Raw genomic sequence first — 14,498 nt, 5'->3', positions numbered from 1 at the left:
CTAAATTTTCAGCCCTTTCGGTGTGGTCCGTTTTTCAATCCACTTTAATACCATATCAAAACCGATAGCCAACAAAGCGACCGGCAATGCACCAGCGAGTACCAATGCATTGTTATAAGATTGCAATCCCCGGTAGATGATATCCCCTAAACCGCCTGCACCGACAAAAGTGGCAAGTGTAGCGATACCGACAGTCAAAACAGTGGCCGTCCGGATTCCCGCCATGATAAACGGCAAAGCCAATGGCAATTCAATCTGCCTCAGGATTTGCGTCCGGGTCATACCCATGCCCCGCCCGGCTTCGATGGTGGAACTATCAACGCCTGTGATGCCTGTATACGTGTTCCGCAAAATCGGCAACAAAGCATAAATAATGAGGGCAATCAATGCTGTATTCGACCCGATACCGAGAATCGGCACGAGGAATCCGAACAGCGCAAGACTTGGTATCGTTTGAAAGACGGCGGTTACACCAATGACAGGTTCTGCGTAACGACGATACCTTGCGATGATAATGCCCGTTGGCAAAGCAATGGCGATGCCAATTGCCACAGCGACAAAAGACAGGTAAATGTGTTCAAGAAATGCGCTTTGGATCATATCCTGTCGTGTCATTAACGTATGAAAGAAGTTATTCATTGCGCCACCTCTTCTTCTTTAAGAAGCGCGGCTTTCAATAAGTCGCGGCCGCTCGCATAGCCGATTACACGGTCACCTGCTGTAACTGCCAGCCGGTGGGAAGGATTTTTTTCCAACTGATGAAACGCTTCATTAATTGTCGAATCGGCGGGGATAGTTTGGGCTTCCCCCTGCCACTCCGTATCGAACAGGTGGATGAATTCCTTTAATTTTTTGTCTCCAAATGCCCGTTTTTGTCTGATTCGTTCAATACCGATGAAATTCCGGACAAATTCGTTTGCCGGTTCATCGATTAATTGTTGAGGAGTGCCCACTTGTTCCACTTGCCCTTCTTTCATCACAATGATCGTATCAGCAATCTTCAACGCTTCGTCCATATCATGGGTTACAAAAACGATGGTTTTATGAATAGTTTGCTGCAAATTGCGAAGCTCGTCTTGAAGTTGTTCACGGCTGATGGGGTCAAGCGCTGAAAAAGGCTCGTCCATTAATACGATATTCGGGTCGCCGGCAAGGGCTCGGACAACCCCCACCCGCTGCTGCTGCCCTCCGCTCAGTTCCAAAGGATACCGTTCCATATATGTATCTGGACTAAGCCCTGTCAATTCAAGCAATTCACGGATTCGCGCATCCTTCTTTTCTTTTGGCCACCCGAGAAGTTTTGGAACAAGCGACGCATTATCCGCTATGGTCATATGGGGAAACAAACCGATTCGTTGGATGACATAACCAATGGAGCGGCGAAGCTGAACTTCGTCCAAATCGGTAATCGGTTGTTCATCTATATAGATTTTTCCATTGCTGGGCTTTTCCAATTTATTGATCATTTTCATCAATGTTGTTTTCCCGCATCCACTTGGTCCAATAATGACGGTCAATTGATGCGCCGGCATCACTAAGGAAACGTCTTTCAAGGCTTCTGTCCCGTCCGGAAAGCGCTTTGTGACATTCTCAAATCGAATCATTGGACCCGCCCCTTTCTCTATATCTTACAGCCTACCCGCTTATTTACCCACTATAACCCCTACTTATTCTCTTTTAATGGAGATTCCATCCAATAAAGAACTGATTTTCTCCACCAAACAGCCGGAAAGTCTGTTTGTCCTGACTTTATTTTTTTTCGAATAGCAACTCGACAGGATTAGCAATTTCTTCATACCCGATTTCTTGGTAGATTTTATTGGAAGCCGGGTTCTGCAAATCTGTATAAAGCAAGACAAAATCAAATTCCAGGAGCAGCTCTTCCGTCACTTCTGCTACAAGCGTTTTCGCGTAGCCTTTTCCGCGGTGCTCTTCGGGTGTATAGACGAACGAAATGGAAATGCCATGCCTTGAAGGCCTCGACTTTTTCATGGAAGAGACGACTTCGCCATCCACTTCCCATACATAAATCTCTTTTTCTTCAATAAAATTTTCTATTTTCCGCTTGTTTTCTGCAGCCGTATAGAGAGGGAGGCCCGTTTCTCTATGAAAATCCATGAACCATTGCTCAAGGAGCGACGCTTCTTTTTTACTCGCGACTTTCCACGTCCCTTCGCTTTTTTCCCAGCCTTTATTCAACGAATCGATCCGCAATAAGCCCTGGTTCATCCGAACTTTCACACTGTCACCGGTTTGAGCCACCCATGCATCGGCGAAAACATAAGCCGTTTCCTGCTCTCCCCCTACACCGTTCACTTCAACTTCCGAATCCACCAATTGCCCGACAATGAACTTCTCAATATCCGGTATTTGTTTAAAGATGAGCAATTCCAGCGGATAAGGAGGCGTCATCAAACAAGCTGCCACCAGCTCTCCTTCGTCTTCCACTGTCGCCAAAAAATAATCTTCATATCTTCCTGTTTTTATTTGGCCAAGAACCCCAATAAACAAACTGTTTTTTTCTTCTTCCGCATATAAATAAGGTTCTACTTTATCAGCAAAATCCAGTGATTCCGAATACACCTTCCATTCCATTTTCCCACGCCCGTTTCTGTAAAGTCCGTCTTAACTAAAGTATTAGCCAAAGTTAGGAATTATCCTGCATAATTGATGTCTTTTTCTCATCTCGCCTGTCTTCTTCCTGCTCTGGTTGTATGAACCCGCGAAGGATTTCTCTCTTTTCATGGTCTATGATCACTTTGATGACTTCTATGAGCCCTTTTCATGTTTCTATGATCACTCACGGGTGTTCTATGGGCATTTTCCGCATCCCTATGATCACATAAAAGCATTCTATGGTCACTCGCTTACAATTCCACAAAAAAAGCGGAACACACCGGCATAAACACCAGCATTTTCCGCTTTTCTTATTGTCCAGTCTCCAGCGATCAGCCTCTCGGGTCACGAGCCAACCCGGCTGTGTGCCACAAACCGCCACTTCGCCGGTTCGTCTTATGCACGTTGAGGCTTGCTCGATCGCCTCCGCTTTTCTTATTCCAATTCCATTTGTTTGGTTTCTGTGCCCAGGAACGCTACGGCCAGCGCACCAATGATAATGGAGACGCAGAAAATGCCGAAGATCCAGTTGACCCCATAACCCCCTGCCAGCATAAAGCCGACAAGCAATGGACCGAGAATGCCGCCGACACGGCCGAACGATGCAGCCATGCCCGTGCCTGTCCCTCGGATGACGGTCGGGTATTGCTCCGGTGAGTAGGCATATAACGCTCCCCACGCACCCAGGTTGAAAAACGATAGGAACGCGCCGGACACGATTAACATTGCCAGTGTTTCTGCATTCCCGAAAGCCAGTGCGCTCGCAGCTGTGCCGAATAAATAAGTGACCAACACAAACTTTCGGCCGGCTCGTTCAATCAGCCAGGCTGCAGAAAAATAGCCAGGCAACTGGGCCAATGTCATAATAAGAACATACTGGAAGCTTTGAATGAGCGTGAACCCTTTCAACACCATGACGCTCGGCAGCCACAAAAACATCCCATAATAGGAAAAGACGACTGTGAACCAGACGGTCCAAAGCATGATTGTCGGCTTTCTGTACTTCGCTGACCATACGTCTTTAATGTTTCGGGAAACCGATTGCAGGACATTTTTCTTCGCTGAAAATTGTGGTGAATCCGGCAAGTTGATCCGCAAATACAATGCATAAAGTGCAGGCAACGCGGTCAACAGGAGCGCCACGCGCCACCCGAAAGAAGGAATGATGAAATAAGAAATAATCGCTGCAATCAACCAGCCTGCGGCCCAAAAGCTTTCGAGCAGTACTACGACACGGCCTCTTTCTTTTGCCGGCACACTTTCAGACACCAGTGTGGAAGCAACAGGAAGCTCTCCGCCTAACCCCATCCCCACAAAAAACCGCAGAATCATAAAGGCGGCCAAAGTGGTCGTCAAAGCAGACAAGCCACTGGCCAACGAAAACAGCAGCAACGTGATGATGAAGACTTTTTTCCTGCCCACCCGGTCAGCATATATCCCAAACACAAAAGCTCCCACCGCCATACCGATGGAATTCATGCTTCCGATCCAGCCCATTTGCTGTGAGTTCAAGCCCCAGTCTTCATGCAGCGCTGCAATGACAAAGGACAGGATCCCCACGTCCATTGCGTCAAACAACCAGCCGAGCCCTGCTACGACGAGCAGTTTGTTGCGTGAAATATTTTCAGGGCTTTTCCCATCTAAAGATACCATCCAAACTCTCCTTGTCTTGACACTTGTCTATCCACTTCTTTACAAAGATACTATAACCTGCAGGCAGTTTCAAAACAATCATATCAAAATGTTTTCACTTTTTCCGATAATCATGTACATAAGTTGAACTTATGCTTTTCAATTGTCGAAATTACGCAAAACAGCTTCGCTAAAACCCTGTGCTCCTGCATCGCAAACGTGTTGGTGACCCAACACGTTTACTGTTCCCTTGGGAGGCTCCGCTGTTTTTCTCCATATCTTCTAGTTTAACAGCGGAAAAACAGGAGCTTGCCCTTTATTTAATAAATTTCTTAGCGCCGGCGCGTCCACGGGCTGGGCGGAGCTATGAGACGAGTGCTCTTCTCGGCTCATGGCGGAAGCCAAGGAGCGCCAGAAAAGGTTGGCGCCTCCTTTGCGACGAGCTTGCGCAGGAGCAATCGTCTTTGCCCTCCCAAAGCGTCCGAAGCGGTGTATAAAAGCTAATTTCTATAGCTCAACATGTATGGATGCATAAACAAAAATAAGCTCCCCATTCCCGTTTTCACGAGTCAGGGAGCTTAGGTTTATTCATTTATACGATCAACACAAGACTGACTGCCATCACTGCCATGCCCGCCACTAATCCGTAGATGGATAAGTGAGCCTCATCGTATCGCTTTGCAGCAGGCAATAATTCATCCAATGAGATAAATACCATAATTCCTGCCACCCCTGCGAAAATAAGTCCGAACAGTGTATCGCTTAAGTATGGCATTAAGATCAGCCACGCTGCTATCGCGCCAACCGGCTCCGACATTCCTGAAAGGAAGCTGTATTGGAATGCTTTTTTCCGGCTTCCGGTTGCGTAGTATATAGGGACAGACACTGCAATGCCCTCGGGTATGTTATGGATGGCCACCGCGATTGCAATTGCAACACCAAGAGCCGGATCCTGTATGGCAGACATGAATGTGGCAATACCTTCAGGGAAGTTGTGGATGGTGATAGCCAACGCAGTAAAAATCCCCATTTTCCGCAAACGGGCATATTCGGCGTTGGTCGGCCCTTCATCCATATCTTCAACAGTTCTCACTTCATGCGGATTTCCCAACTGCGGCAGGATCCGGTCCAGGAAAGCCATGAAAATCATACCGCCAAAAAAACCAGCAAGCGTCAGCCAGTAACCATAAGTTTCCCCATGAACACCTGTTAACGAATCTTTTGCTTTAAAAAATATCTCGATCATCGAGACATAAATCATTACTCCCGCTGAAAATCCAAGAGAAACAGAAAGAAATTTTGTATTGGTGCGCGAAGCGAAAAATGCGATAAAACTGCCGATTCCTGTAGCCAGTCCAGCAAATAACGTTAAGCCTAATGCAAATAAAACCGTGCTGTCCATGATGACATCTTCCTCTATGTTCCTAGAATACAGTTATTGTACGTTAAAAGTTTCCCTTATGCAACATTTTTCAACTCAGAAAGATGTTTTATTATTCATTATTTTATAGACCCCAGCAGTTTACCTATTTTTCTCCAGTCTTCCTCTTTTAAAGCCCGTACTGACGGGTTGTAAAAAACGCTCGCCGGATGGAAGGTCGGAAATACATGGAATACGCGTTCCGATTGTTCAAACGCTTGTTTTTCTTCGTTCCATTGAAGAATAGGAGTTTCCACTAATGTTCCGTGAAGCTCTGTCACTTTTGCTTGAGGGCCAATCAGCCGCTGAAGGCCTATATTGCCCAACGTTACAATAAGCGGTGGTTGAATGTCACGGATTTCTGTGTCCAGTATAGGGGCATGGGCGATTATCTCTTTTTTTGTAGGGGCCCGGTTGTATTTCCGTTCAATCATCTCGCCGTTCCGCCCTTTTTTCTTTCCCCATTTATAAGGCCTGCTTCGCACGGCACTGGTAATATACACATCTTCACGGGATAGTCCGATGCTGTTCAAAGATCCCATCAACTCTTTCCCTGCTCTTCCAGTGAAAGGGATGCCTGTCTCCAGCTCATTTTCTCCTGGTGCTTCTCCTACTAGCATGAGGGCTGGATGCTGCGGGCCGCTTCCCCATACAAATCCTTCTACCGGAAATCCTGCTATGCGTTCCATCCCCCATTGGGCCAACTCTTCTGTGATTCTATACATCTTTTTCACCTCTTTTTTTAGTTTACCACAAAAATAATGTCAACTTTTCTAACATTAATTTTTAAAAAACTCTTGCATTGTCAGAATATATTGTTTAATATGTTAACAAACCTAACATTTGAACCGTGTTAGAAAACATGACACCAGGGAGGAAGAAGAACATGAAGAAAATCGAAACGATTATTCGCCCTTCTGTTTTTGCAGAAGTCCGACAAGCTTTGGCTCTTGAAGGAATCGACGGATTGAGTGTCACGGAAATCGCCGGCATCGGCAAACAAGAAGGCCGTGTTGGATTATTTCGGGGGAATGCTTATAAAATGGAATTTTCTCCTAAGTTAAAGTTGGAAATGGTCGTCGAAGAAAGCAAAGTAGAGTCCATTATCGATGCGATATTGGAATATGCCTCTACAGGAGAGGTCGGAGACGGAAAGATTTTTATTTACCCGGTGGAAGAAGCCATTAGAATCAGAACGAAAGAGCGCGGCACGATCGCGGTCGGATAATAAGGAGGAGATTGGATGGAGGCAGTACAAGGATCAGTAGATATGTTATGGATTATGCTCGGAGCGATGTTGGTATTTTTTATGCACGCAGGATTTGCAATGGTGGAATCAGGATTCACCCGTTCGAAAAACACCTTGAATATTTTGATGAAAAACATTATTACGATTTCCCTTGGTTCCATTCTTTATTTTATCGTTGGATTTGCCATTATGTTCGGACCTTCTGCTTTCGGGATGATTGGGACACAAGGATTCGCACTTTTAGGTGACGCGGATATTGCATTTTTTGTTTTCCAGGCAGTATTTGCAGCCACTTGCGCCACCATCGTTTCCGGGGCAGTTGCGGAACGGGTGAATTTAACCGCTTATATATTGTTGACAGTAGCAATTACAGCAGTCATCTACCCGATTGTCGGACATTGGATTTGGGCTGACGGCTGGTTGGCAGGATTAGGCTTCATCGACTTTGCCGGATCAACTGTTGTGCATTTGACAGGCGCAGTCGCAGCATTCGTAACTGCTTGGAAAATAGGGCCCCGTATTGGAAAATACAGCGGCAAAGTGGTCAACTCGATTCCCGGCCACAACTTGCCATTGGGAGCTCTCGGTGTATTCATCCTTTGGCTTGGATGGTTCGGATTTAACGGAGGCAGCACACTTGCAGCTGATCCGGCACTTGTTCCACCAGTTATCGCCAATACGTTACTGGCAGCTTCAGCAGGAGTCTTGGCCACTGCCGGATACACGCGCCTGCGCTACGGGAAAATCGACCCCTCTCTGACACTTAACGGTGCACTTGCCGGCCTCGTCGGTATTACTGCAGGAGCAGCAAACGTGTCATTTATCGGAGCAATTGTTATCGGATTAATAGCAGGGATAATCATGACAGAAGCCATTCATATACTGGATTCCAAAATCCGCGTCGACGACCCGGTCGGTGCCATCTCAGTCCACGGGATTGCAGGTATCTGGGGCACCGTTGCCATCGGCCTGTTCGATACAACTGGCGGCTTATTGTATGGAGGCGGCACTGAAATTCTCGGCATCCAAACAGTCGGCGTCCTGGCTGTCATCGCCTGGACTTCCATTGCCACTGGCGTTGTCCTGGCTGTCATCAGCCTCTTTGTTCCTTTGCGCGTGACAGCCGCAGAGGAAGAGAACGGGTTGGACTTTGCAGAACACGGTTCACAAGCTTATTCAATGGACGAAGTTCTGCAGGGATCAACGGTTTCAACAGGCTCTTTCGCCAGCAGGCTCAACGAACTGGGCGATGAAACGTTCACTACGTTAAAGCCCTGATACAAGAAGATACAAAAAGAGGATGACCGGTGAAGAACCGGCCATCCTCTTTTTTCATTTTTCTTCATTTACAGGGCGCTTCCTGAAGAGCCGTTCCCTCATTTCATACCAAACAGCCACTGCCACGAACCAGGAATAGCCAGCGAACCAACCGGCGGCGACATCAGACAGATAATGCTCCATCCCCGCCACTCTCGATAACCCGACTGCTCCAGCCAACACGATAGCAACAAGCCAGACAAGCCATTTAGCTGCATTGCCCGCTCTGTCTTCTGACAGGAAATACGCAACTGTAAATAAGTACAACAACCCTACCATCGCATGGTTCGAAGGGAAACTGAATGTTTCCAGCCCGTGAGGAAAATCAGGGCGTTGCCGCTCAAACGTCTGCTTCAGCAATTGATTGATTACGTTGCCTACTCCTACTGACAGGAAAACAAAAAGCATGCCGCGGTAGTTCTGGCGGAAAACCCATAAATACAAAATCAACAGAAGGCTGATGGTGATGATGACCCATTGGTCTCCAATGATTGACAAAGCATCCAACCAGCCGGTTCCACCAATCGCACTGGCCGCATTCCGGTCGATCCGCCGCAGCGGCTCACTGGAAAAGTACAGAAGAATAGCGAAAAACCCAAGTAAAGTCGCCATCCCGAGCGGATAAAATAGACGTTTAATGGAAATCCACCTTCTTTCTTTGTTCTTTTCAGTCTATCACAATTATTTTCTGACTTCAGTTTAGTCGAGTACACCTCCAAAGTCATTTGTTTCATTTCATAAAACAAAGGTAATTGTAGGGATAAGACAGAATTTCACAGGAGGTGGGGCGATATGACGTTGTCGTACAGGGAATACCAGCAGGATGATGCAGCGATCAGAGACATCGAGAACTTGAAGACGGAAGGCGTGCTTCCGGATGACATCTACGTCTTTACAAACGATACCGGCCGGACAAAAGACATTGCAAAAATGGCCAAGGTCCGCACGGCCAGCGATGCATCCGAGACAGGGATCGGCACAACAATTGCCAATGCATTCCGCAGTAAAGAAGGCGCGACACTGGCGCAGTTCCAGGAGCTTGGCTTCAGTGATGCCGAAGCCGAAATGCTGGAAAAAACAGTGGCGGAACAAAAAGTCGTGGTTGTTGTGAAAAGCATGCCGGAAGGCTCTACTTTTTAGTCGGGAGTCTCCATTAAAAAGACGCAAAAACAGGTGGAGAAAAATTAATTTCTCCACCTGTTTTGCAGCAATTTATATCAACCGTTCACCTTATTGGAACACTGATTGAATGTCCTGCACCATTTGGTTCACAGATACCAGCCCGCCACCTGACAGGTACCAGTAATCCGGATCCAAGTAAACAATTTTGCCATTTTTATACGCGTTCGTTTTTTGCACCAATTCGTTTTCAACTGAATCTTTTGCGCTGGCTTCGCCACCTACAGCGGCATTGCGGTCAATGACAAAGATGACATCCGGGTTTTGCTCAAGGATATATTCATAGGAAACACTTTGTCCATGAGTCGAAACTTCAATTCCTTCGTCAGCCGGTTGAACACCGAATACATCGTGAATCAGTCCGAAACGGGAAGCTGGTCCATACGCACTGACTTTTCCTTCGTTCGCCAACAGGATCAGTGCTTTCTCATCCGTTTCACTGACAGCTGTGTTCACTTCTTCGATTGTCGCTTCGATTGAAGCCAGTTCCTCCTTCACTTGTTCTTCCTTCCCGAAAATCTCGCCAAGGAGGTTCATATTATCAGTGAATGAAGTCATGTAATTGTCAGTATCCACCGCCATATGAATGGTCGGTGCAATAGCGGCATATTCTTCGTACATATCCGCCTGGCGTGCAGAAATGATAATCAGGTCCGGATCCAACGCATGAATCGCTTCAAAATCAGCTTCTTTCAATGTGCCCGCATTAACATACTCTTCACCTTCGTATTTCTCAAGGTAGCCCGGAAGAGATTCTTGCGGAATCGCCGCTGCTTCCACTCCCAATTTGTCCATTGAGTCAAGAATACCAAAATCGAAGACAACTACTGTTTCAGGGTTTTTCTCAAATGTCGTTTCTCCCAGCTCATGTGTTACCGTCATCGTTTCCGCTTTTTCTCCATCTTTTTCAGCAGCATTTGTTTCACCGGCATCTTCTGAACCACAGGCAGCCAAAAATGCAACCACCATCAATGTAAAAGCCATCAACAACCATTTCTTCATTATTTTCATGCTCCTTTTACTTTGTTTTTGTTATAAATTCTTGTTGATTTTTCCTGCTTTGCGGAATATCCGCTGTGATATTTTTATGAATTAAAGTATACACAAATCCGGCAATTGTTCATTTGCTGTATCGGTATATCCATGTCATAGATTTCTTTCAATGAATCGGATTGAATGATTTCTTCTGTTGTGCCATCTTTCACTACCAAACCGTTTTTCAAAGCGACAATCCGGTCTGAATAGACAGAAGCAAAGTTGATGTCATGCAGGACGATGACCACTGTTTTGCCCAGCTCGTCCACTAAACGGCGAAGGATTTTCATGATTTGGACTGAGTGTTTCATATCGAGATTATTCAATGGCTCATCCAGCAATACATAATCCGTGTCCTGTGCAATGACCATGGCGATAAAAGCACGTTGGCGCTGACCGCCGGACAATTCATCCAAATAGATGTCTTCCATATCTTTCAAGTTCATATATTCGATGGCCTGATCGACCATTTTTTCGTCTTCATCGTTAAGGCGCCCCTTGGAATAAGGGAAACGGCCAAACGAGACAAGTTCGCGGATGGTCAAGCGTACATTCATGTAATTGGACTGTTTTAAGATGGAAACGCGTTTGGAGAAATCGTTCGACTTCATTTTTTTGGAATTTGTCTGATCGATCAATACATCTCCCGTATCAGCATCGAGCAGGCGGCTGACCATCGATAAAAGCGTCGACTTCCCAGCACCGTTCGGCCCGATAAAAGAAGTGATCTGTCCACGCTGGATATTAACCGATACATTTCCCACTACTTGTTTCTTGCCATAAAACTTTGTCAACTCGCGAACTTGAATCATTTAGATCGACTCTCCTTTAATAGTAGGTAGATGAAATAAATTCCACCGATGAAGTTGATGATGACACTTAAAGTTGTATTGAAAGTGAATACCCGCTCCACTACCCATTGCCCTCCAACAAGAGCAACAATACTGATCACAGCGGCTCCCGTAATAAGGACAGAATGTTTATAGGATTTGAAGAATTGGTAAGACAAATTGGCGACGATCAAACCGAAGAATGTAATCGGTCCGACCAGGGCAGTCGCAATGGCAATCAGCACCGCCGACAGCACCAGCATCTGTTTCACCAATGCGTCATAATTGACGCCAAGATTGACTGCCGTGTCCCGCCCCAGCGTCAGAACATCCAAAGACGAATTCTGTTTCCAAGCGAAAGCGATCAATACGCCGATGACCAGCAACGCTGTCCAGACAAGGTCCGAACTGACATTGTTGAAACTGGCAAACATCCGGTCCTGGACAACCTGAAACTCGTTCGGATCAATCAATACCTGCAAAAATGTCGAAACACTTTCAAAAAAAGTACCGAAGATAATGCCAATCAAAAGTAAAAAATAAATCGGCTGGTTGCCTTTTTTAAAGAGCAACCGGTAGAACAATAAAGCAAAAATGACCATAGCGGCGATTGAAATTATAAAATTGACTTGTTTGTTGATAATCGTTATATGACTTGAACCCAGGAAGAAAATCAACACTGTCTGCAGCAGCATATACAGTGAATCCAGCCCCATGATACTCGGGGTGAGAATCCGGTTATGCGTAATCGTCTGGAAGACGACCGTTGCATAAGCGATGGCCACACCCGTCAACACCATAGCGAAGACTTTGATGCCGCGTCTTGGCAAAGCGTAATCGAAGCTGCCATTCAAGTCATGGAACAGATAAACTCCACAGAACAAGGCAGCCAACCCGGCAAGGATCAGCAGCTTGTGTAAATCACGCATACGCTCTCCCCCTAAACAGCAGGAAGAGGAATATAAAGCTTCCGATCACACCAACCATCAAACTGATGGAAATTTCGTAAGGGAAAATTAAAACTCTTCCGAGAATGTCGCATAGTAACAAGAAAATTGCACCGAGCATAGCCGTGTGAGGCAATGTCTTTTGCAGGTGGTCTCCTTTGAAGATGGAGATAATATTCGGGATGATCAGTCCGAGGAACGGAATAACCCCTACCGTCAACACCACGGTCGCCGTAATCAACGCAACCAACGTCAAACCGATGTTGACAATGCTGCGGTATTTGAGTCCCAGGTTTTTTGAAAAATCCTCGCCCATTCCAGCCACTGTGAAACGGTTGGCGTATATGTAGGCAACGATAAAGACCGGGACGCTGATATAAAGAAGTTCGTAACTTCCTTTCATGATCATCGAGAAATCGCCTTGCAGCCATGCGGACATGTTTTGGATGACATCCGCACGGTAAGCGAAAAACGTAGTGACCGATGACAGGATATTCCCGAACATCAACCCGACAAGCGGAATGAAAATAGCATCTTTGAATTTGATGCGGTTCAGGATTTGCATGAACAGGAAAGTTCCCGCAAGAGCAAAAGCGAACGCCACAGCCATTTTCTCAATCATCGATGCATTTGCAAACAGCAGCATCGATACAAGAATCCCCAGTCTGGTGGCATCCAATGTGCCCGCCGTCGTCGGAGAAACAAACTTATTTCGACTGAGCTGTTGCATGATGAGGCCTGCCATACTCATCCCCGCTCCTGCCAGCAATATCGCTACCAGCCGCGGCAGGCGGCTGATCAAGAAAATTTGCGTTTCTTCAGATTGGAAATCGAACAGATCCATCAAACTGATGCTGCTCACTCCAACGAACAAAGAAACAAACGACAGTATGATCAATGCTGGTATTAAATAACGTTTTTTCATTACTGCCCCTCATCCTTGTTCAATAAAACAATATCAAATAGTATGACAGTGATAATCATTATCACTTGTTCACACATTTCAGTATAGCAGTTTGTGGAGAAGAGTCAATGGACAAATGAGAATCTTTTTCATCTAGAAAAGGTTCCGTCAATATTGTTGCAATTCTGTCAAAATTAAAAAAGAAGAAGGAAACACGCGTTTGTATCTTCTGTATTATTTAGTTTAAAACGTCCAATAACTTTCAGGATTTCCCTCTTGGGCAGGCGGCATTCCCTGAAGTAGAAAACGCAAAAAGATGGCCCCTCATTCAAAGACCGAATGCGGACCATCTTTTTAAAATCAACTCTTCAGCTGTTCTACACTTTCCAGCGATCAAAAGGCCATTTCCTGTGCCTGATCGATAACTTCCTGAGGCACGGTAATTTCTTCTATCTCATTATACTTGCTGTAATCGACTTGGACATCTGTCTGGATGCTCATGGTTTCTTCCTCGATATTCATATCCAAACTCATTTCCATGTTCATGTTATTGGTCAGGAACGTTTCTTTGTCGATAAAAATTTCATAAAAGACATGATGAATGGTCATGTCTTCCAAAGCTGTCTGCGCTTCAAGTTCAATTTGCCCGAGTGTTTTGTCCATTTGCTGATTGATCAATTCCTTGAATTTTTCGCCCGAAGCGTCCAACGTCAGGATGTACTCTTCTTCGGTTTGTTTGAATGTAAAATCATCCTGGAAACCAGCCAGTTGTTCCAGTTGCTGAGAAGGATCGGCTGTTTGTTCGTCAGCCAGGCTTTTCAGCTGTTCGACACTTTCACCTGTCATTTTCAGCCAGGTATCCATTGTCGCTTCATGCATATACATGCCGTCTTCTGTAAAATACATTTCCATTGCCACCGGATTTTCATTCTCGATATCTTCAGAAACGATTGAGGTTTCAGAGGTCTGATGAAACGCCAGCGGATCCTGCGTCATATCCATGGCGCTGTTCATCTCCATGTTCATTTCCATGCCGCCTGGCTGCATGGTCATTTGCTGATTGGTGACAATATCTGCATGCAAACTGTTTGCTTGTTCAGTGGCTTCCGTGGAGTTGGCAAATACTTCTTCCAGCGTCAACTCACTTTCAGCGTTTGTGTTTGCATTTTCGTCACTGCCTTCTGCAGGTTCTGCCGTTTGGCCGCAAGCCGAAAGGCCGAAAGCCAATACTCCTGCCCCCATAAATACCGTCCATTTCTTCAAAATCATCATCCTTTCAAAACGAGTCTTACTATACAGTACGTGGACTATTGCCAAAAGTTTCAATTTCTGTTTCGGCGATTGAAATAACAGTCGTCTATTTTCCTTT

Annotated in this window: 15 protein-coding genes; 3 read left to right on the top strand and 12 right to left on the bottom strand. The window is 45.8% G+C overall.

What is annotated here, in order from left to right; all coding sequences use genetic code 11:
- The 6 genes from EEX84_RS11125 to EEX84_RS11100 form a co-directional block, all read right to left on the bottom strand.
- Positions 1-639 carry an ABC transporter permease gene (locus EEX84_RS11125; RefSeq protein ID WP_123165708.1) on the bottom strand — a complete coding sequence of 213 codons (639 nt, stop codon included), beginning with the start codon at positions 637-639 and terminating at the stop codon, positions 1-3.
- Complete coding sequence (locus tag EEX84_RS11120) at positions 636-1,604, bottom strand: ABC transporter ATP-binding protein (protein WP_123165707.1); 969 nt, start codon at positions 1,602-1,604, stop codon at positions 636-638. The genes EEX84_RS11125 and EEX84_RS11120 overlap by 4 nt, the downstream gene beginning before the upstream one ends.
- A gap of 145 nt (positions 1,605-1,749) precedes the next feature.
- Positions 1,750-2,595 (bottom strand): GNAT family N-acetyltransferase, encoded by an 846-nt coding sequence (locus EEX84_RS11115; RefSeq protein ID WP_123165706.1) that lies wholly within the window; start codon positions 2,593-2,595, stop codon positions 1,750-1,752.
- A 456-nt stretch (positions 2,596-3,051) separates the two neighbouring features.
- On the bottom strand, positions 3,052-4,269 hold the full coding sequence (locus tag EEX84_RS11110; protein ID WP_123165705.1) for an MFS transporter: 1,218 nt from the start codon (positions 4,267-4,269) through the stop codon (positions 3,052-3,054).
- A 571-nt stretch (positions 4,270-4,840) separates the two neighbouring features.
- Positions 4,841-5,650, bottom strand: a complete 810-nt coding sequence (gene zupT, locus EEX84_RS11105; protein WP_123165704.1) for a zinc transporter ZupT — start codon at positions 5,648-5,650, stop codon at positions 4,841-4,843.
- 98 nt (positions 5,651-5,748) lie between these two features.
- Positions 5,749-6,393 carry a uracil-DNA glycosylase gene (locus tag EEX84_RS11100; protein ID WP_123165703.1) on the bottom strand — a complete coding sequence of 215 codons (645 nt, stop codon included), beginning with the start codon at positions 6,391-6,393 and terminating at the stop codon, positions 5,749-5,751.
- 161 nt (positions 6,394-6,554) lie between these two features.
- On the opposite strand from EEX84_RS11100, the gene EEX84_RS11095 reads away from it, so the two are divergent.
- Positions 6,555-6,896 carry a P-II family nitrogen regulator gene (locus EEX84_RS11095; protein WP_123165702.1) on the top strand — a complete coding sequence of 114 codons (342 nt, stop codon included), beginning with the start codon at positions 6,555-6,557 and terminating at the stop codon, positions 6,894-6,896.
- A gap of 15 nt (positions 6,897-6,911) precedes the next feature.
- Positions 6,912-8,195, top strand: a complete 1,284-nt coding sequence (locus EEX84_RS11090) for an ammonium transporter (protein ID WP_123165701.1) — start codon at positions 6,912-6,914, stop codon at positions 8,193-8,195.
- Positions 8,196-8,249: 54 nt separating this feature from the next.
- On the opposite strand, the gene EEX84_RS11085 is transcribed toward EEX84_RS11090, so the two are convergent.
- On the bottom strand, positions 8,250-8,846 hold the full coding sequence (locus EEX84_RS11085) for a phosphatase PAP2 family protein (protein WP_123165700.1): 597 nt from the start codon (positions 8,844-8,846) through the stop codon (positions 8,250-8,252).
- 180 nt (positions 8,847-9,026) lie between these two features.
- On the opposite strand from EEX84_RS11085, the gene EEX84_RS11080 reads away from it, so the two are divergent.
- Positions 9,027-9,374: a YflT domain-containing protein gene (locus EEX84_RS11080; protein ID WP_123165699.1), complete on the top strand. Its 348-nt coding sequence runs from the start codon at positions 9,027-9,029 to the stop codon at positions 9,372-9,374.
- A 90-nt stretch (positions 9,375-9,464) separates the two neighbouring features.
- Here EEX84_RS11080 and EEX84_RS11075 read toward each other — a convergent pair whose 3' ends face one another.
- The 5 genes from EEX84_RS11075 to EEX84_RS11055 form a co-directional block, all read right to left on the bottom strand.
- A complete protein-coding gene (locus EEX84_RS11075; RefSeq protein ID WP_123165698.1) occupies positions 9,465-10,415 on the bottom strand; it encodes a siderophore ABC transporter substrate-binding protein in 951 nt (316 codons plus the stop codon).
- A gap of 83 nt (positions 10,416-10,498) precedes the next feature.
- On the bottom strand, positions 10,499-11,260 hold the full coding sequence (locus EEX84_RS11070) for an iron ABC transporter ATP-binding protein (RefSeq protein ID WP_123165697.1): 762 nt from the start codon (positions 11,258-11,260) through the stop codon (positions 10,499-10,501).
- Entirely contained in the window at positions 11,257-12,207 is a 951-nt protein-coding gene (locus EEX84_RS11065; protein WP_123165696.1) for an iron chelate uptake ABC transporter family permease subunit, read from the bottom strand. Before EEX84_RS11065 ends, EEX84_RS11070 begins: the two co-directional genes overlap by 4 nt.
- The gene (locus EEX84_RS11060; protein ID WP_123165695.1) at positions 12,200-13,150 is read right to left on the bottom strand and encodes an ABC transporter permease; all 951 of its coding nucleotides are present in this window, start codon (positions 13,148-13,150) and stop codon (positions 12,200-12,202) included. The genes EEX84_RS11065 and EEX84_RS11060 overlap by 8 nt, the downstream gene beginning before the upstream one ends.
- A gap of 372 nt (positions 13,151-13,522) precedes the next feature.
- A complete protein-coding gene (locus EEX84_RS11055; protein ID WP_123165736.1) occupies positions 13,523-14,392 on the bottom strand; it encodes a DUF6612 family protein in 870 nt (289 codons plus the stop codon).
- Positions 14,393-14,498: the final 106 nt, after the last annotated feature.

The sequence above is a fragment of the Planococcus salinus genome (genome assembly GCF_003719725.1).
GTDB classification, from domain to species: domain Bacteria; phylum Bacillota; class Bacilli; order Bacillales_A; family Planococcaceae; genus Planococcus; species Planococcus salinus.
This window is presented reverse-complemented; position numbering and strand designations above follow the sequence as displayed.

Bases quoted from the DNA above. Each gene is read 5' to 3' on its own strand.
- EEX84_RS11070 (WP_123165697.1), bottom strand. From the start codon at position 11,260: ATGATTCAAGTTCGCGAGTTGACAAAGTTTTATGGCAAGAAACAAGTA.
- EEX84_RS11085 (WP_123165700.1), bottom strand. From the start codon at position 8,846: ATGGCGACTTTACTTGGGTTTTTCGCTATTCTTCTGTACTTTTCCAGT.
- EEX84_RS11060 (WP_123165695.1), bottom strand. From the start codon at position 13,150: ATGAAAAAACGTTATTTAATACCAGCATTGATCATACTGTCGTTTGTT.
- EEX84_RS11110 (WP_123165705.1), bottom strand. From the start codon at position 4,269: ATGGTATCTTTAGATGGGAAAAGCCCTGAAAATATTTCACGCAACAAA.
- EEX84_RS11115 (WP_123165706.1), bottom strand. From the start codon at position 2,595: ATGGAATGGAAGGTGTATTCGGAATCACTGGATTTTGCTGATAAAGTA.
- zupT (WP_123165704.1), bottom strand. From the start codon at position 5,650: ATGGACAGCACGGTTTTATTTGCATTAGGCTTAACGTTATTTGCTGGA.
- EEX84_RS11065 (WP_123165696.1), bottom strand. From the start codon at position 12,207: ATGCGTGATTTACACAAGCTGCTGATCCTTGCCGGGTTGGCTGCCTTG.
- EEX84_RS11100 (WP_123165703.1), bottom strand. From the start codon at position 6,393: ATGTATAGAATCACAGAAGAGTTGGCCCAATGGGGGATGGAACGCATA.
- EEX84_RS11120 (WP_123165707.1), bottom strand. From the start codon at position 1,604: ATGATTCGATTTGAGAATGTCACAAAGCGCTTTCCGGACGGGACAGAA.
- EEX84_RS11095 (WP_123165702.1), top strand. From the start codon at position 6,555: ATGAAGAAAATCGAAACGATTATTCGCCCTTCTGTTTTTGCAGAAGTC.
- EEX84_RS11075 (WP_123165698.1), bottom strand. From the start codon at position 10,415: ATGAAGAAATGGTTGTTGATGGCTTTTACATTGATGGTGGTTGCATTT.
- EEX84_RS11125 (WP_123165708.1), bottom strand. From the start codon at position 639: ATGAATAACTTCTTTCATACGTTAATGACACGACAGGATATGATCCAA.
- EEX84_RS11080 (WP_123165699.1), top strand. From the start codon at position 9,027: ATGACGTTGTCGTACAGGGAATACCAGCAGGATGATGCAGCGATCAGA.
- EEX84_RS11090 (WP_123165701.1), top strand. From the start codon at position 6,912: ATGGAGGCAGTACAAGGATCAGTAGATATGTTATGGATTATGCTCGGA.